Source organism: Psychrobium sp. MM17-31 (assembly GCF_022347785.1).
Classification (GTDB): domain Bacteria; phylum Pseudomonadota; class Gammaproteobacteria; order Enterobacterales; family Psychrobiaceae; genus Psychrobium.
In genome coordinates, this window is the sequence record NZ_JAKRGA010000003.1 from 123,753 (window position 1) to 145,893 (window position 22,141).

Sequence of the window (22,141 nt, forward strand, 5' to 3'; positions counted from 1 at the left end):
AGCTCCTTTTTTAATGTTAATTTCGCAAATTTCCTAATTAGAAGTTAGCGCTACGTGGTGCACGTGGGAATGGGATAACGTCGCGAATGTTTTGTACGCCAGTTACGTATGAAACTAAACGCTCGAAGCCAAGACCAAAACCAGCGTGTGGCACTGTGCCATAACGACGTAGATCGCGGTACCAACCCATGTGGCTCGCATCGATATCCATTTCCGCCATACGCTTATCAAGCATATCTAGACGCTCTTCACGTTGTGCACCACCGATGATTTCACCGATGCCTGGGGCTAATACATCCATTGCTGCAACCGTTTTGCCATCATCGTTCATACGCATGTAGAAGGCTTTGATGTCTTTCGGGTAGTTTTGCAGAATAACTGGCGCGCCAACGTGCTCTTCTGCAAGGTAACGTTCGTGCTCAGATGATAAATCTACGCCCCATTCAACTGGGAATTCGAATTTCTTACCAGATGCTTTTAAGATTTCGATGGCGTCGGTGTAATCCATGCGTACGAAATCTGAATCAATCATTTGCTCCATACGGCTGATACAATCTTTATCAACGCGTTGTTGGAAGAAGGCCATATCATCTGGACGCTCTTCAAGTACGGCTTTGAAGACGTATTTCAGCATGGCTTCAGCAAGATCAGCGGCATCGCTTAATTCAGCGAAGGCGATTTCCGGTTCAACCATCCAGAACTCAGCTAGGTGACGTGTCGTATTTGAGTTTTCTGCGCGGAACGTTGGACCAAAGGTGTACACTTTACCCATGGCACACGCATAAGCTTCAGCGTTTAACTGACCAGATACCGTTAAGAAAGTCTCTTTGCCGAAGAAGTCTTTGTCGTAATCAACCATGCCTTTGTCGTCTAACGGCAGGTTCTCGTTATCTAAGGTACTAACGCGGAACATTTCGCCAGCGCCTTCACAGTCACTTGCTGTGATAAGTGGCGTGCTAACCCAAATGTAGCCTTGCTCGTGGTAAAAACGGTGAATTGCTTGTGATAAACAGTTACGAACACGAGCAACAGCACCAATGATGTTAGTGCGAGGACGTAGGTGAGCAACTTCACGTAAGTATTCAATAGAATGACGCTTAGCCGCCATTGGGTAAGTTTCTGGCTCATCAACTAAACCAATAACTTCTACAGCGGTTGCTTGCAGTTCAAAGGCTTGACCTTTACCTTGCGACTCAACCACGTTACCTGTTACTGCAACTGAACAGCCAGCAGTAAGCGATAACACGTCGTTATTGTAATTTTCTAGAGTATTTTCGATAACCGCCTGTACTGGATCAAAACCTGAACCATCGTAAATCGCCAAAAATGAGATCCCAGCTTTAGAATCTCGACGAGTACGAACCCATCCTTTAACTGTGGTAATTTCGCCGATACTGACTTTGCCAGCAAGAATATCGGCTACAGTGGCCAAACTCATTAAACTATACTCCAAAGATATTTTTTAAATTAATAATGTAGTCTGGCAATACTACTTGGCTTTATCGAATACACAAGGGCTAAAGGGCATTTATTACGGCATATTTGATAAATTATTTTGTTAACGGTTTAATTTTTGGGCACTCACTACGGCGATGGTTTAAAATTATAGTTATCAGTGGGGCTGTTATGACAAAAAAGCTGTTAGATAAAATACATTTATTGAGTTACGCCATGACTATTGTCGGTTGGTGTTTAATTATCTATGCGTTGATAATTTTCGATAATGCGCGACCTGAAATGGCGACGGTGGTGACCAACTACTTTGGGATTGAGGTGCGAGAGAATTGGCTGGAGGACGTGTTTGAACGACTCAAATATTTATTGTGGTTTTGTGCAGTCACTAGTTTTATAAGTTTGCTACTCAACTGGTATCTCAATATTACGTATCACAAACGCTTTTCAATGGCGATTGTTCTGTTGTTCATTGTGTCAGCTGTAGCTGTGATGCTCCTAGGTGCAATTGACCCTTAGATCTAATATTGCTGGAAGATTTAGTCTTCATTTAGTCTTCAAGCAGTAATCTAAACTGCTCAATAATGGCCGCTGTTGCTCCCCAAATTGCGTGGCCTTGGCAGGGTTTAAAATAGACATCGACTTTGATTTGAGGGCGTACAATGGGCAAGATGAAGTGGCGCGGATTACTCAGAAACTCTTTTACTGGTACTTCAATTAATTCACTCACCTCGCCGTCGTTGACGGTAAAGTCAACATCACTTTTCACAAAGCCGATGTAAGGTTTGATTCTAAAGCCTGTGATGGTGTCGTGGTGGGGGAGCTCGCCAAATAATTCAATATCCCTAGCGCCAATACCAAGTTCTTCAAACGTTTCTCGTTTTGCTGTGTATCTTAAATCGCCGTCTTCTTGGTCGAATTTGCCACCCGGAAAGCTGATCTGTCCGGGATGATGTCTTAAATGAGGGCTGCGTTTGGTCAGCAACAGTACCATTTCACCATTACGCTCGATAAGAGGCAGAAGCACGGCACTTTGTTTAAGGCGCAGGTGTTTAACACTCAATTGTGTATGGGATAACGCTCTGAGGTTAAACCGGGTAATCAATTGCTGCCGATTCATGTCGCTGGTCCTTCCATTTGCCTAAGTTAGTGTTATTGGCGATTCAGTCGTCAACTTTCTTGCAGCACAGGCATGATAGACGCCAATTTATCAAAGCACTCTTGATATTCTGATTCACAGATTGAGTCAGCAACAATACCACCGCCAGCCCAGCAATACATTAGATCTTTGGTCGCAAGCAAGGTTCTAATGGTAATAGAGGTGTCCATATTGCCATTAGCGCTGATATAGCCGATGGAGCCACAATAGACACTACGTCGTGATGGCTCAAGGGAATCGATAATATTCATGGCACTAATTTTTGGTGCACCTGTAATTGAGCCACCAGGAAAGGCATCACGCAATAGTTGAATAGGGGAGACATCTTTAGGTAACTGAGCTGTAACTGTACTCACCAGATGATGTACATTTTCAAAACTCTCAATATCAAATAGCTTAGGTACTGCAACGCTACCAGCGACAGCAGTTCGGCCAATGTCGTTTCGAAGGAGATCGACAATCATTAGGTTTTCGCTTTGATCTTTTTCGCTATTACGTAACCTTTGTGCCGACGCTTGATCTTTTACCGGATCTCGATACCGCGGCATGGTGCCCTTAATTGGCTTAGTCTCGATTTGCTGGTCTTTGGTTTGTAAAAATCGCTCAGGTGAAACACTTAAAATTGCACAATCGTCTAGTCTTACAAACGCACTAAAGGGCGTCTCATTAGCATCTGTCAGCAATTGATAGGCTCTATATTCATCGCCTTGATAGCCCATCGAGAGGCGCTGCGTAAGGTTGATTTGATAACAATCACCAGCACGTAAATGATTCTGAACTTGCTGAAATTTTTGTTGATATTGCGCAAAGTCAATTTGTTTTTGCCATCCACTCATCGCCTTAAATGACGCTAGCTGTGGTTTAGACTCAAGTCGGTCATAAATATCTGACAACGTTTGCTGATGGCCGTGTTCATCACTTTGCGATACAAGGGTGTAATGCTGAGTAGCCTTGTTGAAGACAATGGCATGGCGATAAATGCCCACCGCCATTAAAGGCGCGTCAATATCTGATTTTGCAATCGAAGAAAGCTGTTCACAATAACGTCCTAAATCATAACTAAATAATCCGACAGCTCCGCCAGTAAAGGGGAGTTGAGATGAGGCCGTAGCAAACGTCATGGATGCAAGCGACTTTTCTAGCAAATCAAAAGGATTGCCGTTGTGGACATCGGTTTTCCCTGTCTCTCGATTGACGATAGTTGTTGACGATTCGTCACTGAGTAATGTCATTGCTGGCTCGAACACAATAACGTCAGTTGTCGCATCAACGTGAGGAGAGTTGCCAGAATCGAGAAACATCGACCAAGGAATCTGTGCAAAATGAGCAAATAGTTCGCGAGGAGAAAGAGGAATTGTTAATTGGCTTTGGAAAATCGCTGCGGACATTTTAACCTATTACTGCTGTTGGACGTTGGTAGCACTTGGCTACTGAAGTAAATGCGGGGTATTATATACTTAAATAATAAAAAGTTTTAGCGCCATTACGCAGCCATATGTGTTGATCATTAATACCAATATGCTTAAGTTGTGCTAAATCTTATCTAATAATCACAAGCAATAGTCCAATCCACAGGGGATTTTAATGTCAGTTATCAAAAAAGCAGACTTTATCGAGAGTATCGAAGACGCGCTGCAATATATTTCTTACTACCACCCGAAAGACTTTATTGATGCGATGGAAAAAGCTTACAACACTGAACAAAGCAGTGCTGCTAAGGACGCCATGGCGCAAATCTTAATTAACTCTCGCATGTCAGCTGAAGGACACCGTCCACTGTGTCAAGACACTGGTATTGTTACCTGTTTCGTGAAAATCGGCATGAACGTGCGTTGGGATTCTGATCTTACAGTGCAAGAAATGGTTGATGAAGGTGTCCGTCGCGCTTACAACAACCCTGACAATCCACTTCGCGCTTCTATTGTTGCCGATCCTGCTGGCAGCCGTAAGAATACGCGTGATAATACGCCAGCCGTTGTTCATATCGATATGGTTGCAGGTGATGAAGTTGAAGTTATGATTGCAGCCAAAGGCGGCGGTAGTGAAAACAAATCAAAAATGGTGATGTTAAACCCAAGTGATTCGATTGAAGATTGGGTTCTAAAAACAGTACCAACCATGGGTGCAGGTTGGTGTCCACCAGGTATGCTAGGCATAGGCATTGGCGGCACCGCTGAAAAAGCGGCTGTTATGGCAAAAGAAGCGCTAATGGAAAGCATCGATATTCACGAGGTTATCGAAAAAGGCCCACAGTCTGGTGAAGAGCAATTGCGTTTAGACATCTTCAACGGTGTAAACAAATTAGGTATCGGCGCACAAGGCCTTGGCGGTGTGCATACTGTATTAGATATTAAAATCAAATCTGCTCCAACGCACGCCGCGTCTAAACCTGTAGTGATGATTCCAAACTGTGCGGCGACGCGCCATGTACATTTCCATCTTAACGGCAGTGGTCCTGCTGATCTTCAGCCGCCAAAACTTGAAGACTGGCCAGAAATCACCTGGGAAGTCGGAGAAAATGTGCGCCGTGTAAACGTTGATAACTTAGCTAAAGAAGATATTGCTGAGTGGAAAACGGGTGAAACCGTCTTGTTAAGCGGTAAGATCTTAACGGGTCGTGATGCTGCCCATAAGAAGATTCAAGATCTATTAGCTTCTGGTGAAGGTTTACCTGCAGGTGTTGATTTCAACGGTAAGTTTATCTATTACGTTGGCCCTGTTGATGCTGTTGGTGATGAGGTTGTTGGTCCTGCTGGCCCAACAACGTCAACCCGAATGGATAAGTTCACTAAGATGATGTTAGAAGAGACTGGCCTGCTTGGTACTATAGGTAAAGCAGAGCGTGGCCCAGCGACCGTTGAAGTTATCAAAGATAACAAGTCAGTTTATTTAATGGCTGTTGGTGGCGCTGCATACCTTGTATCTAAAGCCATCAAGAAAGCAAAAGTAGTTGCCTTCCCAGAACTTGGTATGGAAGCTATCTACGAATTTGAAGTAGAGGACATGCCTGTTACTGTTGCGGTAGATTCAACTGGTGATAACGCCCATGATACGGGACCAGCTACTTGGAAAGTTAAATTGCAAGATCCCGCATAGATAATTAGTGATTATCGGTTAAAAGGCACTCAATAGAGTGCCTTTTTTGTAAAGGAGCTTCGTCATTTAGACGATTTCATTGCATCGCAATGCGCAAACTGGTATACCCTATACAAAAATAATTATTCTCATATTTTAAAGGCTTATTGACATGAAACGTCGATTTTCAACGCTAAATACACTAATGATTGCCGCCGGCTTAGTTGCCGCACCAAGCGCAATTGCCAAAGGGTTCGACGTTCGAACACTCACTAACTTAGATTCGATTCACTCAAGTGCCGTATCACCGGACGGTAGTGCACTAGTTTATGGCTTTAAACAAGTTAACAATGGTAAGAGTGTTTCAAACCTCTACCTAAAATCCCTCAATAGTAAAACCAATGATAAACAACTGACCAATAATGCGACGACAGAGCACAGTGTCGTGTTTAGTCCTGATAATAAGTCTGTCTACTTTCTGTCTAGCCGCAGTGGCTCTTCACAGGTATGGCAATTGCCACTCACTGGTGGTGAAGCAATGCAGGTAACTGATCTGCCATTAAACGTTGATGGATTTAAACTATCGGGTGACGGTAAACACATCGTGCTGACGATGGCGGTATTTAACGAATGTAGTGATTTAAAATGTAGTAAGGACAAATTCGCACAAATCGCTAACAAGCCGAACGCTGGCAAAGTGTATAACCAATTGATGGTGCGTCACTGGGATACGTGGAACGATGGCAGTTATAAACACTTATTTGTTGGTGGACTTAACGGAAAGGTGATAACCCAAGTTACCGATGTCACACAAGGTTTAGCGACAGATATTCCAGCGAAACCTTTCTCAGGGATGGAAGAAGTCAGTTTTACGCCAGATAATCAGGCAATTGTTTACTCAGCAAAAGCGCCGAGTAAAGACCAAGCGATGCACACCAACTTTGATTTATGGCAGGTCAAGTTAGACGGTAAAGATCGCGTTAATCTCACTGAAAAAAATAAAGCATGGGATGCGCATCCGACATTTTCGCCAGACGGCCGTTACATGGCATACGCCGCGATGTCTAAACCGGGTGCTGAGTCAGATCGTTTTGCCATTATGCTAAAGGATTTGGTTACTGGTACGGTAAAAGAAGTTGCACCATTGTGGGATCGTTCGGTGAGACAAATGGCTTTCGCACCTGATAGTCGAAATTTGATTGTGACTGCGCAAGATCTCGGTCAGGTATCTCTCTTTATGATCAATATTCAGTTTGGCGATATCAAGCAAATCCATAGCGATGGTAGTGCAGGGATTGTAGGTGTTGCCGACAAAGATATTGTGATTAGCAAAAAAGCACTAAATAACCCTGGACAGTTATACAAGGTTAGTTTTGATGGTGGTCACATCGAGCAGCTAACTGATATCAACAAAGAGAAATTAAAAGACGTCGATTTTGGACAATTCTCACAGTTCTCATTTAAAGGTTGGAACGACGAGACGGTATACGGTTATTGGGTGAAGCCAGCTGGCTTTAAGGCTGGGCAAAAATACCCAATGGCATTCTTGATCCACGGCGGTCCTCAAGGCTCATTTGGAAACTCGTGGTCAACGCGTTGGAATCCACAACTATGGGCTGGTGCAGGCTATGGTGTTGTGATGATCGACTTCCATGGTTCTACGGGCTATGGTCAAGAATTTACCGACTCAATTAATCAAGATTGGGGCGGTAAACCACTTGAAGATCTGCAAAAGGGCATGGCGGCCGTGACCAAGCAACAACCGTGGCTCGATGGCAACAATGCCTGTGCGTTAGGTGCGTCGTATGGCGGTTACATGGTGAACTGGATTGCTGGTAATTGGAGTGATCAATTCAAGTGTCTGGTGAATCACGCTGGTCTATTTGATATGCGCATGTTCTACAACGTCACTGAAGAGCTGTGGTTCCCAAGCACTGATTTTGGTGGTAGTTACGAAGCGGTTTCAAAGAACTATGAGAAGTTTAACCCAGTAAACTATGTTGAAAATTGGAAAACGCCAATGTTGGTTATCCATGGCGAAAAAGACTTCCGTGTACCTTATGGCCAAGGGCTCGCTGCCTTTACAGTTTTACAAAGTAAAAACATCGATTCGCAGCTGATTGTGTTTCCGAAAGAAAATCACTGGATCTTAAATAACGACAATAAAGTGCAATGGTATGATGCAGTACTTAATTGGATGAACAAATATACTCGCTAATCTATAGTAGTAAATTCATCAGCTAGTGTTATTTAGTAAAGCACCGTTTGATTTCTGTAATTAAACGGTGTTTTTTTATGCAGAAAATAACGTAACTACAGGTAAAAAGGGCAATAAACGGCTATAAAACAAGGTTCTTTTTCGAAATTTTATAGCGTATACTTGCCCCCTTGACACAATTTGTACAAGCGTTGTATTTTAAACGTTTGTTTAATCACGGGAAAAGTAGTGTGCAGAAAATAGACACAAAAACAAAAATTCTTAACGCTGCCGAGCAACTATTTGCAGAGCGCGGTTTTGCTGACACGTCACTGCGATTAATTACCAGCCAAGCTGAAGTAAACCTTGCGTCGGTGAATTATCACTTTGGCTCTAAAAAAGAATTGATCCAAGCAGTGCTAGCTCGCTACCTAGACGTCTTTGCGCCTGCTTTAGAATCGACCTTACAATCGCTAATCGACAAGCAAGAGCGCATCGATCAAATCCAAGTGTTTAATTGTTTAATCGAGCCATTGTTATCACTAGACTCATATAGACATCAAGGTACAACAGTGTTTTTAAGCTTGTTAGGCCGTGGTTATCTTGAAAGCCAAGGGCACTTACGTTGGTATATCATGACCAACTACGGCAAGGTGGTAAGTTTGTTTAACCATGTTGTACGTGAAGCAAATCCACACTTATCGAGTGAAGAGATCTTCTGGCGTCTTCACTTCACGCTTGGTTCTGTGGTATTTACAATGGGGTCAAGCAAGGCGCTTATCGATATCGCGAAAGCGGACTTTAACGCCGATGTTGATATCGAAGGTTTGATCCACCGCGTTATCCCATTTATTGCAGCGGGTGTTAGCAGCCCTGCAAAATAAATTGTTAGTAAGAAACCCACCGCAAGGTGGGTTTTTTGTTTGTGCTATACCATCACGCAATGCGTCAACTTTGCGTAACAACGATTTACAATAAAAACCAATACTGTCGGCTTAATTGTTAATTATCTTTCAGTTATGATCGTCGGCGTTACAAAAAATATAATTATAAATAAAGGAAGTTAGTGTGGAAGCCATACATAATTTTTTAACACTTCTCGATAGTTATCTTGGAAGTGCCCAATACTTTCCGTTCCTCTTGTTAGGTACCGGCCTCTTTTTCACCATTTACCTAGGTTTTCCTCAGGTGCGCTATTTCAAGCATGCGTGGAATGTCGTAACGGGCAAATACGCCAAGAAAGAAGACAAAGGTGATACAACCCATTTCCAAGCGCTTGCGACAGCACTATCAGGTACCGTTGGTACCGGTAACATTGGTGGTGTGGCGTTTGCGCTGTTCTTAGGTGGTCCTGCAGCACTGTTTTGGATGTGGGCGACAGCGTTTTTCGGTATGACAACGAAATTTGTTGAGGTAACACTTTCTCACAAATATCGCGATCAAGTAGAAGACGGTACCATGGCTGGTGGTCCAATGTACTACATGGACAAAGGGTTAAACATGAAGTGGTTGGCGGTTATCTTTGCTATCGCAACCATTATTTCGTCGTTTGGTACGGGTAACATGCCACAGGTCAACAATATTACTGTTGGCTTAGAGGATTCATTTGGTATTGATCGTATGCTTGCTGGTGGCGTGCTTTCAATCATTCTTGCACTAGTTATTTTAGGTGGTATCTCACGTATTGCTAAAGTAACGTCGACCATAGTGCCATTTATGTCAGTGGTATACATCATTGGTGCGTTGGCGGTTATCTTTTATAACATTGATAATCTAGTCCCTTCGTTCTTATCAGTATTTGAGTATGCATTTACTGGATCAGCAGCTGTTGGTGGATTCTTAGGTGCTAGTTTTGCTTACGCATTTAACCGCGGTGTAAATCGTGGTTTATTCTCGAATGAAGCGGGTCAGGGTAGTGCACCTATTGCTCACGCTTCTGCAAAAACAGATCAGCCAGTCGCTGAAGGTATGGTGTCAATTCTTGAACCATTCATCGATACCATTATTATCTGTACGCTAACTGGTATGGTAATTTTGTCATCTGGCGTGTGGAATCAAAAGTTTGAGAACGAATTCCAACGTTCTGACATGACTTACTTAACAGGTACGGTGAGCGACAAGGTTGATAGTGACCGCAAAGAGCTTTACAACTTGATTAATGAAGAAGAAACAACGTTAACCAACTTTAATGGTTCATTCCAAGTTATCGATGGCCAACCAACGAATACTGGTTACACCCTGTTGGCTTCTCGCTCTATCGCTGAAGATGTTTCTTATAGCATCGACGGTCAGCCATATAACGGCTCACTTGAAATCGTCGATGGTGAGCTAACCAATAGTGCCGTCGAAGTTACAGGTAAATCCCTAGTGCACTCAGCCAAACTAACAACGATTGCATTTAAACAAGGGTACTTTGGCGAATACGGTCAGTACATCGTATCAATTGGTTTATTATTGTTTGCATTCTCGACAGCTATTGCATGGTCGTACTATGGTGATCGCGCCGTGACGTATCTTTGGGGCAGTAAATGGGTTAATACTTACCGCGTATTCTATGTTGGCGGCTTCTTCTGGGCATCTTTTGCCGATACAACACTGGTATGGACACTCGCAGCAGTTGCAATCGTATTAATGACCATTCCAAACTTATTCGGTATTTTGATGCTAGCGAAAGAAATGAAAGCTACCGTTAAAGATTACTGGAAGAACTTTAACCCTAACGATTAGTGATTGATTAACGTTCTAGTTCTAAGGCCCTCACTATGAGGGCTTTTTTATTTACTTTAAAAAAGTGCTCAGGTAGGATCAACGGCATATAACAAAAGCAATAGGTTAAGCATGGCCATTATTAAATGTCCCGCTTGTAGTGAGCAAACTTCGGACAAAGTCAAAGAGTGTCCCCATTGTGATATGTCGATGACAGCGCAAACGCGAGAGCAACAAGAAAGCGCAAAACGCGTAGAGCGTATCAAGGTAGTTCAGTCCATTCAAATGCAAACGATGTTTGCGCTGATCATTAGTATAGGTGGTTTCATTTTCTATTATCTAGACGATCCTATCGGCGATGAACAAATGCAAAGTGCAATAGGAATTGGTGGATTGATTCTAGGCTTAACGTGGCACTTGATAAACCGCGTAAGAGTTACCTACATCAACAAAAAATTTAAGAGTGAACGCTAATGAATATCGACCATCTGATTAATGCAATGTCGCCACGGGTTTACGAAGTAATAAAACAAGCGGTTGAAACGGGTAAGTGGCCAAATGGAGTTGCTCTTGAAGCTGAGCAGCGCGAGCAGGCAATGCAAGCAATGATGTTGTATCAAGGTACGCATTTAGAGCAAACTGATCACATGACCGTTGGTAAAGGCGGCGTAATTAATCATCAAAGCAAATCACAATTACGCAATCAATTTAACGACAATGAAATTGTCCGTCAAAAACTAGAACAATAATCAATGAATCCACCATCAGCGACGGCTAGAGAACAGCTTGCGATTGCGATTGGCCAAAAGTTGATGGTGGATATTCGCTATTACAGTGAAAATTCACAAGTAGATTTAAGCAATAAGCTTGTTGGTTACCAATCTGCCGACAATGCACCAGAGTGTAGACAAGACGTTACTGAATTACCACAAGCGATCAGCCAAGCGCTCACTGATTTAAACCTAGGTGGTGTAATTCTTTTTAGTGAAAATTGCCACAATGCACAGCAAATTACTAAGCTCACTGGCCAAATTCAAAAGGCTAGCCTAGTAAGTTCAGCCAAACTACCAAGCTTCATTTCTATTGACCAAGAAGGCGGGCGTGTAACACGGTTACCGCAAACGACATGGCCGGCGTTTAGCGGCAACATGGCAATTGGCGCAACCAATCAGCAAGCCGAGTCTTATGCAACACAAGTTGGTAAGGCGATCGGTGCGCAGCTCAGTGCGCTTGGTATAAATGTCAATCATGCACCAACCGTTGATGTAAATGTCAATCATCAAAATCCGGTCATTAATGTTCGTGCGTTTGGCGATTCAGCGAATCAGGTCAGTGAACTCGGTATTGCAATGGCACGCGGCATGTTTGCGAATGATGTGATTGCAACTTACAAACATTTTCCTGGTCACGGTGACACACACACCGATAGCCATACCGGGTTGCCTCTTGTAGCGCATGATATTGATACCGTAAATAACGTTGATTTACTTCCTTTTAAAAATGCTATCGATTCTGGCGCCTGCTCAATGATCATGACGGCACATATCCAGTATCCAGCGCTAGATAGTTCAACGTTGATTAATGCCGATGGCAAGGAAATGATTCGGCCGGCAACACTGTCATTCGAAATTATTCAAAAACTGCTACGAGAGCAACTCGGCTTTGAAGGCATTGTGATTACTGATGCACTGGATATGGCGAGCATTAGTGCTTTTCTATCGCCACAACAGGCTGTATTGGAAACCTTTAAAGCAGGCGTTGATATTGCGTTGATGCCGTTTAAACTCCATACGCCTCTCGGTGTTAAAGCATTTTACACCTTGGTCAATGAATTGATTGATGAGGTGATGGAAGATGAGATGCTTAAAGAAACAATCATGGCATCGTTTAACCGAATCAAAAAAGTAAAAGGCAAGCTAGAGCCACAGCAATGCCAACCTGATTTACTGCAACAGCGCAAATTGGAAAGGAAACTCGCATTCGATTCACTAGTGTCACTGTCCGATTTTCCAATCCCCAACACTAAGGATGTTTCCCTTAACATTGTGATGCCTGACTTGGGCCAAGCACTGGCGCTTCGCAGGGCGATTCACACAATAAATCAGGATAGTAAACAGGTAATTACTTGTCTGAGTTTACAAGATATTGGTGACGTTAATTTAAATCAGCAATCGCTGACTATTGTTGGTATTGAAGACAAAAAAAGTCTTGTTACATTTGGTGGAATGGATGACCTAGGTAGCGAGCGAGCAGGCGACAATCTTAATAATCGTAACGCGTTAAGACTTCTACAACTGGCGAAAGAACAAACGCAGGGCAGTGTTTTTGTTTCGTTAAAAGCGCCCTATAATTGTGAAGCATTCATCGGCGCGGCAAGTTATGCGATAGCGAGTTTTGACGCCAATTGTCATCAAGATGAGAAAGGTGATTGGTATGGTGCAGCATTTGAAGCAATTGCTAAGGTGTTGTGTCAGGGTAAAGCACCGACTGGCACTTTACCCATAGATATTTAAAAGCAGGTTAGTCGGAAAGCTCCCCTGCAATATTTGTCTGCATTAAACGCTTAATATTTTCGAAATCTTCATCGTTACTTAGCAGCCAATGCAGTTTCGTAAGCGCCGCTTCAATCGTCATATCGCTGCCACTTATCACGCCAATTTTTGCCAGTGCTGCGCCTGTTGCGTAGCCAGCCATATTGACCTTACCGCGTTGACACTGGCTTAGATTTACAATGGCAATGCCGTTATCGTTGGCTTTCGCTAAGACATCAAGCAATGCAGGATCTTGCGGCGCATTCCCAACACCATAACTAAGCATGATTAACGCCTTAACTGGTTGCTGGATAATATTCGCAACCACTGACGCATTAATACCCGGGTAGAGCATTACAACACCAACCGCTTGGCTAGTGATATCTGCAACGTGAAATGGCTTGGTTGCTGGTTCGTTGATTTTACCTTCCACCAATTCGATGTTTATCCCAACATTCAGTAGCTCTGGCAGGTTAGGGGTTTCGAATGCGTTAAAGCCATCAGCATAGGCTTTGGTCGAGCGATTGCCACGCATTAATTTATTGTTGAAAAATAAGGTGACTTCATTGATTGGGTAATACGCCGCGAGAAAGAGGGCGTTTTGCAAATTAGACTGACCATCAGAGCGAAGCTGTGCGAACGGAATTTGCGACCCAGTCACAATCACAGGTTTGGTTAATCCTTGGAGCATGAACGATAAAGCCGATGCCGTATAGGCCATGGTATCCGTACCGTGCAAGATAACAAAGCCGTCGTAATCGTCGTAGCGCTCTTTTATATCTTGCGCAATGCGTTGCCAGTCACTTGGACGCATGTCAGATGAATCAATTAATGGCGAGTATTCATTGATTGTATACTCAGGCATTTCGCTACGGGAAAACTCGGCAGATTGGCTAACACATTGGGTTAAAAAGCCTGCTTGTGGCACAAAACCGTCTGGCGATAATGTCATGCCAATGGTGCCACCTGTATATGCGATATAAATTCGTTTCTTAGACATATTAGTCATTCTAAATAGCTAAATTTAGGCGCAAGGTTACCATAAATTGCTGATGAACCAAGTCCTTTTTGAAGAGTAAGGGAGCCGATAAGCGTCAATAAAAAATGCCAGCACGAGGCTGGCATTTTAAAAACTAGAAGAGATTAATGATTAGCGTGTACATTCCATACAATACAAGTAAGCATTTTGCGGATCGTCAAAACGATTAAAGGTTTCTAGACTTGTGCTAACCTCACCGAGTAAACGACCAATAACCGTTGGTTGTGAAGGCTCAATACCCATTGAATCAACCGCGGTGTTAAATACATCGCGATAGAATTGTTCCATCGGTGTTAGGGTTTTCTCGATAATTTTGGTTGAGTAAGTCTCAAGGTTTGCTAATTGTGCCGCTGCTTTAACCGCATCATCGTAATTACCTAGCTGGTCAACTAAACCAAATTCAAAGGCTTTTTGACCTGACCATACACGACCTTGGGCGATTTGATCTACTTGCTCTACCGTCATGTTACGTGAATTTGCAACAAGGGATAAGAACTGGCGATAACCATGCTCGATATGTAATTGCATCATATCTTTAAAAACCTGTGGTAAATCACGAGTCACTGATAATCCAGCGAGTTCTTTTGTTGCTACGCCATCGGTAAATACGCCAACTTCTGCGAGGGTATTTTCAAAGGTGTTGATCATGCCAAAGATACCAATTGAACCAGTAATGGTTGTTGGTTGGGCGATGATTTTATCGCTGCTTGCTGCGATCCAATAGCCGCCTGATGCTGCTACGCTGCCAAGCGAGGCTACCACTGGTTTGCCAGCGGCTTGGAGTGCCAATACTTCAGTGCGAATTTGCTCAGAAGCATAAGCACTGCCGCCACCTGAATCGATGCGCAGAACAACCGCTTTAATTTTGTCATCTAAGCGCGCTTTTTTCAGTAGCTTCGAAGTACTAACACCGCCGATAGTACCTGTTGGCTGATTACCGTTTAAGATAGTGCCTTTAGCAACGATTACCGCGATATTTCGCTCAGTCGCTGGCTCGTATGATGTAGGCATTGTCTCGCGATAAGTTAGGTAATCATCCATAGTGATCTTGTTGTAAGACATTTTGTTTTTAGAAGCACCTACAACATCGACTAGCGCCTTTGTGATGTTGAGATCTGAATCAATCACGTCTACTAAGCCGATATTTAACGCAGCTTTTGCTAAATCACCCTGGGCCTCATCAAGTGCTAATAAAAACTGATCGATCGGCATGTCTACTTGTTCAGGCGTCATTGCACGTTCACGAGCAACATCTTGCACATAAGCGCCCCATAAGTCATCTAACCAAGCCATATTGGCAGTCTTCGCAGCTGGTGACATGTCATTGCGAAGATAAGGCTCCAACGCCGACTTATAGGTACCTACGCGAAAGATATGAGAATTGATTTTTAGCTTATCTAAAAGGCCTTTGTGATACATGCGATAGCGTGAATAGCCGTCTAAAGACACATTGCCTTCGTGGTTCATAAAGATTTTGTCAGCGTAGCTGGCTAAGTAATACTGCGCTTGTGAATAACCACCACCGACGGCGTAAACTGGTTTTTCACTGGTCTTAAAATCATTAATAGCGGCGCCAATTTCTTGAAGCTTAGCTAATGAACCCCAGCTCATGCCGCCGTTACTCAAGACAAGCATTTTGATTTGATCATCATTTTTAGCTTGCTCGATAGCTTTGATAACATCACTTACTAAGGTTTCGTTTTCTTTTGATTGGCCATAGGCATCGCGAGCAATTTCATCAAAAGGGTCTGTTGGTTGTTTTTGTTCAACTAAAGCGCCGCTGATATTAACCACCAGTGCAGCGCCTTTTGGAGGCTGGATAACGTTATCACTTCCTGACGCCGCGATGACAGCGATTAATATACCGAAGAAGATAAGATTGAGGAGAAGTTTACGGGTGTTGTTAATTGCCCACCAAATTCCGCGGATAATTCTGACAAACAGATTGGGTTTATCTGACATAAATTGATTCCAAATGATTAAAACTAATGAGTATTCTTCAACCGCGCACGCGTATTGAAACGATATACACTGAGTTTAAGGATAACTAATCATCCTGTTTAGTGTTATCGATAAATTGTAACAGGTTTTTGACGTCCGGAGCATAAATATGACCTGAATGATTTTATAAACAACACTTTACCTTTATAATAGCGCCATTGTGTTTTTACTTTTTGCCACTATGAGCCAACAATCGACCATCAAACTGTCTGAAATCTTCAGCCAAGCATTCAAGCAAACTAAATCAAACTTTATAGCGTTTCTACCGCTTATTGTCGCGATTATCGTCATCGCAACCTATGCAGCCAACACTTATATTGGCGATATTGATTTAACAGATCCCGCCGCACTCGAAGCGCTGCAACACAAAGCTAATATGGTGACTTTGGTTAGTGTTTTGCTAACACCAATAGAGATAGGCTTTATGCTGATGGGCGTTAAAGCATCACGAGGCCTGACGCTTAATACTTCTGATATTTTTAAGATTCTACCTGATGCACCAAAAATTATTATATTGGCCATCATATCGTTTATCTTCGTGCAAATCGGCATGGCGCTGTTAATTTTACCCGGGCTATTTCTTCTCGCGATGATCTCAATGGCTCAGCCTTTGATGGTGGACTATCGTTTACCGATGTTAGAAGCAGTAAAGCAGAGCATGAAAAAGTGTTATGAGCACGCAGGCCTCGTACTTCAAATGTACACTTTTCTATTCATTCTAATCATTGCATCGTTTTTTACGTTCGGCATCGCATTGATTTTGACGATACCTTTCTATGTCAATGCGAAGGGCATTTTGTATTGCCACTTTTTCGATAAAGAGTAATGGCGAAGGCACCTAGCAGTGTCGTGATTTCTATAAGGAGTTGTCGATGAGATTTGGTTTTGTTGCAAAATTTGTCGTAGCACTAACATTGCTAGTGTTGGCGATTGTGTTATTAAAGTCGACCTTTAACCGTCAGTTTACGACTAAAGATCCTGTTATTGTCGGCAAGCAGCCGTTGCCGACTAAAGATGTCATTCCAGCATTTTCGGCGATGACAGACGTCAAAGAGAAGAAGAGGGCGTTTTTTAACTTTATTCGCCCCGGCATTGTTAACGCCAATCGTGCCATAGCGTTAGACCGTCAATATTTGTTAGATCTCAAAGCAGGCTTCGCCAACGACATGCAGATACCCGATCGCTTTGAAGATATTTTGCATCGTTACAAACTAAGTGATGAAGATTTTTCGCTGCAAACTATCGAAAAGCTGTTACATCGAGTCGATGTCATCCCTAACGAATTGGTAATGGTGCAAGCAGCCAACGAGTCAGGCTGGGGCACATCGAGATTTGCACGTTTGGGCCTCAACTTCTTCGGCCAGTGGTGTTTTAGCAAAGGTTGTGGCTTGGTGCCAAGCGCGCGCAATGAAGATGCTAATCACGAAGTCAAAGTGTTTAAGAGCGTCGATGAATCTATCGCTAGTTACCTTAATAATCTAAATACCCATCCTGCTTATCGTCACTTGCGAGACGTTCGAGGTGTATTGCGCCAAAACAACGAGGCAGTGACCGCGGCTAAACTTGCACCTGGCCTGACGAGCTACTCAGAGCGCGGTGAAGAATATGTATTCGAACTACTTCAGATGTTACGTCACAACAAGGCTTATTTATGATGTGTAAAACACTTGCTGCAACCAGTGTTGCTTTATTATTTGCTTTCTCGCCGATTAGCAATGCGCAGCAAACTAAGAATTCTAGTCAAGATCTTAAAGAAACTGCGTTTACCTATGCTGGTTTATACAAAAGTTTAAAAACGTCGAAGAAATCGGAGTTTTCTCAGCTTAAACTCAACTTTGTATTAAAACAAACTGGCAAAGACGCGGTTTGTCCTACCGACGCTGTCTATTTAGGGGATGGTGAAAAACAATACCAAGTACTAACAGATAAGCATGGCGCACTGTTATTACCACTTGATAAATCTTTGAAACAAGATCACGCTGCGATACGTTTTAAAACTAAGTCAGAGATAACTTGTCATCTTTCGATGAAAATTAGTGTCGCAGAGTTCGAATTAGAAGATGTTACAGCGAAAAACGTCAAGTCTTGGCTTGGACAATTTAAAGACTTGTACAGTACGTTAGCTGGCTGGCCTGGTCGCTATTTCATGCCTGAGGTTGCTGCATTGTCCTTGAGTTTTGATAAGGCAGTGAGTTTGAAAATAACCCAAGGAGAGAACGTATTAGTGAATGAACAGGGCAACGACGTCTCTCTTACAACTAATGTCATTGAAACCTTGGCGGAGGACGCCAAGATTTACTTCAACGGCAAACTAATTAGCGTGACTCCTGTCCTCGCGAAGTAAGGCGCAATATAAAGTTAAAGAGTTTTCTATAAAAAAAGCGCTGGTGTTCAGCGATTTTTTGTTTTCACATACCGATTAGAAATTCATTAGAGTTCGACAATCTGTACTGCGTTGTCTTTTTCTAGTGGTTGCGGTTTTACTTCTTGATCAAAAGCGGTATCACCGCCATCAATCATGTCACCTGCCTCAATATTTTTGAAATCAAAAAGCTGGTGGTCGGCTAAATGCGACGGCACTACGTTTTGCATCGCGGTGAACATCGACTCGATTCGGCCAGGAAATCGCTCGCTCCAGTCGTTAAGCATGGCTTTAACTGCTTGTCGTTGTAGGTTTTCTTGTGAGCCACAAAGATTACATGGAATGATTGGGAACTGCTTTAAGCTCGCAAACTTTTCGATATCACTTTCTACGCAGTATGCTAACGGGCGGATAATAATGTGCTTACCATCATCACTACCAAGTTTTGGTGGCATAGATTTTAGTTTACCTGAGTAGAACATGTTGAGCATCAAGGTCTCTAGCATGTCATCTCGATGATGGCCTAGTGCTATTTTTGTTGCGCCAAGTTCGGTGGCTGTGCGATACAAAATGCCGCGGCGCATGCGAGAACAAAGCGAACAGGTTGTTTTACCCGGTTCGATTTTGTCCATCACAATTGAATAGGTATCTTCTTCAACAATTTTATAATCGACGCCAATGCTATCTAAATAGTTAGGTAGAACCTCTTCAGGAAAGCCAGGCTGCTTTTGATCAAGGTTTACTGCGACAACGTCAAAGTGGATGGGGGCACGTTTTTTTAACGCTAATAAGATGTCTAGCATTGCGTAACTGTCTTTACCACCAGACAAACACACCATGATTTTGTCGCCGTCTTCAATCATGTTGAAATCACTAATGGCCTTGCCGACATTGCGGCTAAGTTTTTTATCGAGTTTTTTAAGCGCTTTTTCATCAGCCGCTTGCTGGGAAGTGATTTGATCAGACATAGTAAAACAATTGCTAAAAAGAAAGGCCGCATTATACCCAAACGCGCTGCTAAAGCTAGCTCAGCACGCTGGGCAAATGCGACCTTTTTCTAAAATATTGAACGTAGGCTAATCTTCGTCCACTGGGCATTCAAAGCCGTCTGGTTTCACGGCAAGTAGATCACAGTTAATGCCATCGATAACATGTTCCGCGGTGTTGCCGATAAATGCCGCTGAAAAACCAGTACGACCGATGGTGCCGATAATCACCAGCTCTGCGTCAAGCTCTGTTGAGATGCGGGGTATCACGTCTTCAGCGAGGCCTTCTTCGACGATACAGTCAGTTGCGTCAATCCCGAAATCGGCGGCAAGTGCCTTAGTTTTTTCATCGTGATGCGCTTTAACGCTATCGTTGTATTCGCTGCTATTAAACTCTGGGATCTCTATGGCGATATTTACTGGTGTGCCAGGATACGCGTTAATGACTTTAACGTTGGCATTGATCACTTTCGACATATCGACCGCATGTTGCAGTACCTTAGCATTAAGATTGATATGGTCACTATCTTCGCTAACAGAATTAACTGCGGTGGCTATGGTGCCATCGACTGGCCAATCGTGATCTTTTACTAGTAACACGTCGCAAGGCGATTTACGTAACAAATGCCAATCGGTCGGTGTAAATATGACTGATTTTAGCTTGTCATGACGATGAGTTGTTTTAACTAAAAGGTCGTGTTTATTGGCTAACACTTGTTTTATGGCAGCTTCGAAAGGGCGGTTGTGCCATGCAACAGTTGTTTCCATTGCTACGTCACTGTAGTCGGCTATGACTTCGTTTAGCCATTGCTCGTGTTGGCTAAGCACGACTTTACGCATTGAATCGCGCTCTTCCTGCGACAACATGGATGTCATTTCATAAGATAAATCATAAACACATAAAATCACTGAGATTTTTGCGCCATAACTACGGGCGAGAAATACAGCGCGTTTTAGGCTAGGTTGCTCCTCTTTAGTTGGATCAACCATTACCAATATATTCTTGTATTCCATCATAATTTAAGTCTCTTTCGCTGTTAACTATTTCTATAGTATGCCAACTTTAGTCGAACCCCAAGCGAATTTAGATCAAAAAAAAGCCGATAAATCATCGGCTTTCAATAATTAGGGTAATTGACGACTAGAATTAGTCTTTAACGACGCCTGCGACTGTATCTAATGCATCTTTGTCGAGAATAGTGACATATTTTCCCGTCACTTCGATAATCTTATCTCGCTTAAAGCGACCTAATAATCGAGAAATCGTTTCAACCGTTAAACCCAAGTAATTCCCGATGTCGCCACGTGTCATTGTCAAACGGAATTCCTTCGAAGAAAATCCGCGCTCACCAAAACGTTCACCTAAGGAGCTAATAAAGGTGGCTAATCGTTCTTCCGCATTGCGTTGACTTAGCAGCATTAACATAGCTTGATCATTGAGAATTTCATCACTCATCAAGCGCATCATTTGTTGGCGCAGGCGAGGCATACGACCAGACAATTGTTCTACTGTATCAAACGGGATTTCACAAACCATCGCAGTTTCAAGGGCGATGGCAAAACTTTGGTGGACACCGCGACCGATACTATCAAAACCGATGATATCGCCAGCAAGGTTAAAGGAAACAACTTGCTCGTTACCGTCGCTACTTAGGGTGTAACTCTTAAAACTGCCAGAGCGAATAGCGAAAATCGAATTTAGCTTGTCACCAGCGCTACAAATGATTTGGCCTTTTTGTATTGGCTTTTTGCGCTCGATGATATTGTCGAGTTGATCCATTTCCGTTTCATTTAATGAAAAAGGAATACACAAGTCAGACATACTGCAGCTTTGACAATGAATGCTACCAACACCTGAACATGAACTACTGCTCATTTACACACCTTTCGTAAACATTTAGGATTAATTTGCGTAATGTTATCATCTAAAAGAAGGTTGAGCGAGATCAAATTATAAAAGGGATCAAGGTTTTACTCATCATCACTAAGCCGTAGCCAAGAATTACCAAGGCACATAAGATTCTGATTACCTTATTATTTAACAGCTTCTTGAGCTGTTCAGAGAAAAAACCCATTGAGATCATTGCCGGTAGTGTACCTAGACCAAAGCCTAACATGATCAAGGCGCCATTTAGTGCTGAGCCAGATGCTGCAGACCATGTCAGCGTGCTATAAACCAGTCCGCAAGGTAACCAGCCCCATACTAAACCGAATGGCATTGCTGAAAGGGGAGATTTAAAAGGAATAAATTTATTGGCAAATGGCGCGATACGCGGCCATAAATGTTTGCCGATGAGCTCAGTCTTACGCACCGCATTACCGACGCCAAGTAAATATAACCCGATCAGGACGAGCATCAGGCCAGCGACAAATTGTAGCCAATAGAGAACCGATGATGATTTTAACGCGAAGAAGCTCACCGAGTAACCGATGAACGCGCCTGCTAGCGTATAGCTGGCTATACGACCGATGTTGTAGCTGAGCACGTATTGAATACGATGTGCTTTACTCACGCGATGGTGTAGAGGGATGTTGGACGAGAAAGCGCCTACTACGCCACCACACATGCCAAAACAATGGCCTGCACTTAATAACCCAACGACAAGTGCAGCCCAAAAATCATAGTTAGCCAA

At 43.0% G+C, this 22,141-nt stretch carries 20 protein-coding genes; 11 read left to right on the forward strand and 9 right to left on the reverse strand.

Annotation, left to right across the window (positions count from 1 at the left end):
• Positions 1 to 37 precede the first annotated feature (37 nt).
• Positions 38 to 1,438 (reverse strand): asparagine--tRNA ligase, encoded by a 1,401-nt coding sequence (asnS, locus tag MHM98_RS09420; RefSeq protein ID WP_239439019.1) that lies wholly within the window; start codon positions 1,436 to 1,438, stop codon positions 38 to 40.
• Between the two features lie 188 nt (positions 1,439 to 1,626).
• On the opposite strand from asnS, the gene MHM98_RS09425 reads away from it, so the two are divergent.
• Positions 1,627 to 1,971 (forward strand): hypothetical protein, encoded by a 345-nt coding sequence (locus tag MHM98_RS09425; RefSeq protein WP_239439020.1) that lies wholly within the window; start codon positions 1,627 to 1,629, stop codon positions 1,969 to 1,971.
• Positions 1,972 to 2,002: 31 nt separating this feature from the next.
• Here MHM98_RS09425 and MHM98_RS09430 read toward each other — a convergent pair whose 3' ends face one another.
• Positions 2,003 to 2,572: a CoA pyrophosphatase gene (locus MHM98_RS09430; RefSeq protein WP_239439021.1), complete on the reverse strand. Its 570-nt coding sequence runs from the start codon at positions 2,570 to 2,572 to the stop codon at positions 2,003 to 2,005.
• 50 nt (positions 2,573 to 2,622) lie between these two features.
• The gene (gene pabB, locus MHM98_RS09435) at positions 2,623 to 3,999 is read right to left on the reverse strand and encodes an aminodeoxychorismate synthase component I (protein ID WP_239439022.1); all 1,377 of its coding nucleotides are present in this window, start codon (positions 3,997 to 3,999) and stop codon (positions 2,623 to 2,625) included.
• 196 nt (positions 4,000 to 4,195) lie between these two features.
• On the opposite strand from pabB, the gene MHM98_RS09440 reads away from it, so the two are divergent.
• The 7 genes from MHM98_RS09440 (at position 4,196) to MHM98_RS09470 (ending at position 13,102) form a co-directional block, all read left to right on the forward strand.
• Positions 4,196 to 5,707 (forward strand): fumarate hydratase, encoded by a 1,512-nt coding sequence (locus tag MHM98_RS09440; protein WP_239439023.1) that lies wholly within the window; start codon positions 4,196 to 4,198, stop codon positions 5,705 to 5,707.
• 151 nt (positions 5,708 to 5,858) lie between these two features.
• Positions 5,859 to 7,904, forward strand: a complete 2,046-nt coding sequence (locus MHM98_RS09445; protein ID WP_239439024.1) for a S9 family peptidase — start codon at positions 5,859 to 5,861, stop codon at positions 7,902 to 7,904.
• Positions 7,905 to 8,134: 230 nt separating this feature from the next.
• Positions 8,135 to 8,767 carry a TetR/AcrR family transcriptional regulator gene (locus MHM98_RS09450; RefSeq protein WP_239439025.1) on the forward strand — a complete coding sequence of 211 codons (633 nt, stop codon included), beginning with the start codon at positions 8,135 to 8,137 and terminating at the stop codon, positions 8,765 to 8,767.
• 184 nt (positions 8,768 to 8,951) lie between these two features.
• Positions 8,952 to 10,610, forward strand: a complete 1,659-nt coding sequence (locus tag MHM98_RS09455) for an AGCS family amino acid carrier protein (protein WP_239439026.1) — start codon at positions 8,952 to 8,954, stop codon at positions 10,608 to 10,610.
• Between the two features lie 111 nt (positions 10,611 to 10,721).
• On the forward strand, positions 10,722 to 11,063 hold the full coding sequence (locus MHM98_RS09460; RefSeq protein WP_239439027.1) for a hypothetical protein: 342 nt from the start codon (positions 10,722 to 10,724) through the stop codon (positions 11,061 to 11,063).
• Positions 11,063 to 11,338 (forward strand): DUF1315 family protein, encoded by a 276-nt coding sequence (locus MHM98_RS09465; RefSeq protein ID WP_239439028.1) that lies wholly within the window; start codon positions 11,063 to 11,065, stop codon positions 11,336 to 11,338. Before MHM98_RS09460 ends, MHM98_RS09465 begins: the two co-directional genes overlap by 1 nt.
• 3 nt (positions 11,339 to 11,341) lie before the next feature.
• A complete protein-coding gene (locus tag MHM98_RS09470) occupies positions 11,342 to 13,102 on the forward strand; it encodes a glycoside hydrolase family 3 protein (RefSeq protein WP_239439029.1) in 1,761 nt (586 codons plus the stop codon).
• A gap of 7 nt (positions 13,103 to 13,109) precedes the next feature.
• Here MHM98_RS09470 and ansA read toward each other — a convergent pair whose 3' ends face one another.
• Complete coding sequence (gene ansA / locus MHM98_RS09475) at positions 13,110 to 14,120, reverse strand: asparaginase (protein WP_239439030.1); 1,011 nt, start codon at positions 14,118 to 14,120, stop codon at positions 13,110 to 13,112.
• 150 nt (positions 14,121 to 14,270) lie between these two features.
• The gene (gene sppA, locus MHM98_RS09480; RefSeq protein WP_239439031.1) at positions 14,271 to 16,121 is read right to left on the reverse strand and encodes a signal peptide peptidase SppA; all 1,851 of its coding nucleotides are present in this window, start codon (positions 16,119 to 16,121) and stop codon (positions 14,271 to 14,273) included.
• Positions 16,122 to 16,320: 199 nt separating this feature from the next.
• Here sppA and MHM98_RS09485 point away from each other — a divergent pair, with 199 nt between their 5' ends.
• Genes MHM98_RS09485 through MHM98_RS09495 form a run of 3 tightly spaced genes read left to right on the forward strand, consistent with a single transcriptional unit; the run spans position 16,321 to position 18,504 of the window.
• A complete protein-coding gene (locus MHM98_RS09485) occupies positions 16,321 to 16,986 on the forward strand; it encodes a hypothetical protein (protein ID WP_239439032.1) in 666 nt (221 codons plus the stop codon).
• Between the two features lie 46 nt (positions 16,987 to 17,032).
• Entirely contained in the window at positions 17,033 to 17,815 is a 783-nt protein-coding gene (locus MHM98_RS09490) for a glucosaminidase domain-containing protein (protein ID WP_239439033.1), read from the forward strand.
• Entirely contained in the window at positions 17,812 to 18,504 is a 693-nt protein-coding gene (locus MHM98_RS09495) for a DUF2987 domain-containing protein (protein ID WP_239439034.1), read from the forward strand. Before MHM98_RS09490 ends, MHM98_RS09495 begins: the two co-directional genes overlap by 4 nt.
• 86 nt (positions 18,505 to 18,590) lie before the next feature.
• Here the strand turns inward: MHM98_RS09495 and ttcA are convergent, their stop codons facing one another.
• The 4 genes from ttcA to MHM98_RS09515 all read right to left on the reverse strand — a co-directional run bounded on the left by ttcA (position 18,591) and on the right by MHM98_RS09515 (position 22,141).
• Positions 18,591 to 19,490, reverse strand: a complete 900-nt coding sequence (ttcA, locus tag MHM98_RS09500; protein WP_239439035.1) for a tRNA 2-thiocytidine(32) synthetase TtcA — start codon at positions 19,488 to 19,490, stop codon at positions 18,591 to 18,593.
• Positions 19,491 to 19,598: 108 nt separating this feature from the next.
• Positions 19,599 to 20,525 (reverse strand): universal stress protein UspE, encoded by a 927-nt coding sequence (gene uspE, locus MHM98_RS09505; RefSeq protein WP_239439036.1) that lies wholly within the window; start codon positions 20,523 to 20,525, stop codon positions 19,599 to 19,601.
• Positions 20,526 to 20,655: 130 nt separating this feature from the next.
• A complete protein-coding gene (gene fnr, locus MHM98_RS09510; protein ID WP_239439037.1) occupies positions 20,656 to 21,384 on the reverse strand; it encodes a fumarate/nitrate reduction transcriptional regulator Fnr in 729 nt (242 codons plus the stop codon).
• A 70-nt stretch (positions 21,385 to 21,454) separates the two neighbouring features.
• Positions 21,455 to 22,141 (reverse strand): sulfite exporter TauE/SafE family protein, encoded by a 687-nt coding sequence (locus MHM98_RS09515; protein ID WP_239439038.1) that lies wholly within the window; start codon positions 22,139 to 22,141, stop codon positions 21,455 to 21,457.

Bases quoted from the DNA above. Each gene is read 5' to 3' on its own strand.
- asnS (WP_239439019.1), bottom strand. From the start codon at position 1,438: ATGAGTTTGGCCACTGTAGCCGATATTCTTGCTGGCAAAGTCAGTATC.
- MHM98_RS09425 (WP_239439020.1), top strand. From the start codon at position 1,627: ATGACAAAAAAGCTGTTAGATAAAATACATTTATTGAGTTACGCCATG.
- MHM98_RS09430 (WP_239439021.1), bottom strand. From the start codon at position 2,572: ATGAATCGGCAGCAATTGATTACCCGGTTTAACCTCAGAGCGTTATCC.
- pabB (WP_239439022.1), bottom strand. From the start codon at position 3,999: ATGTCCGCAGCGATTTTCCAAAGCCAATTAACAATTCCTCTTTCTCCT.
- MHM98_RS09440 (WP_239439023.1), top strand. From the start codon at position 4,196: ATGTCAGTTATCAAAAAAGCAGACTTTATCGAGAGTATCGAAGACGCG.
- MHM98_RS09445 (WP_239439024.1), top strand. From the start codon at position 5,859: ATGAAACGTCGATTTTCAACGCTAAATACACTAATGATTGCCGCCGGC.
- MHM98_RS09460 (WP_239439027.1), top strand. From the start codon at position 10,722: ATGGCCATTATTAAATGTCCCGCTTGTAGTGAGCAAACTTCGGACAAA.
- MHM98_RS09465 (WP_239439028.1), top strand. From the start codon at position 11,063: ATGAATATCGACCATCTGATTAATGCAATGTCGCCACGGGTTTACGAA.
- MHM98_RS09470 (WP_239439029.1), top strand. From the start codon at position 11,342: ATGAATCCACCATCAGCGACGGCTAGAGAACAGCTTGCGATTGCGATT.
- ansA (WP_239439030.1), bottom strand. From the start codon at position 14,120: ATGTCTAAGAAACGAATTTATATCGCATATACAGGTGGCACCATTGGC.
- sppA (WP_239439031.1), bottom strand. From the start codon at position 16,121: ATGTCAGATAAACCCAATCTGTTTGTCAGAATTATCCGCGGAATTTGG.
- MHM98_RS09490 (WP_239439033.1), top strand. From the start codon at position 17,033: ATGAGATTTGGTTTTGTTGCAAAATTTGTCGTAGCACTAACATTGCTA.
- MHM98_RS09495 (WP_239439034.1), top strand. From the start codon at position 17,812: ATGATGTGTAAAACACTTGCTGCAACCAGTGTTGCTTTATTATTTGCT.
- ttcA (WP_239439035.1), bottom strand. From the start codon at position 19,490: ATGTCTGATCAAATCACTTCCCAGCAAGCGGCTGATGAAAAAGCGCTT.
- uspE (WP_239439036.1), bottom strand. From the start codon at position 20,525: ATGATGGAATACAAGAATATATTGGTAATGGTTGATCCAACTAAAGAG.
- fnr (WP_239439037.1), bottom strand. From the start codon at position 21,384: ATGAGCAGTAGTTCATGTTCAGGTGTTGGTAGCATTCATTGTCAAAGC.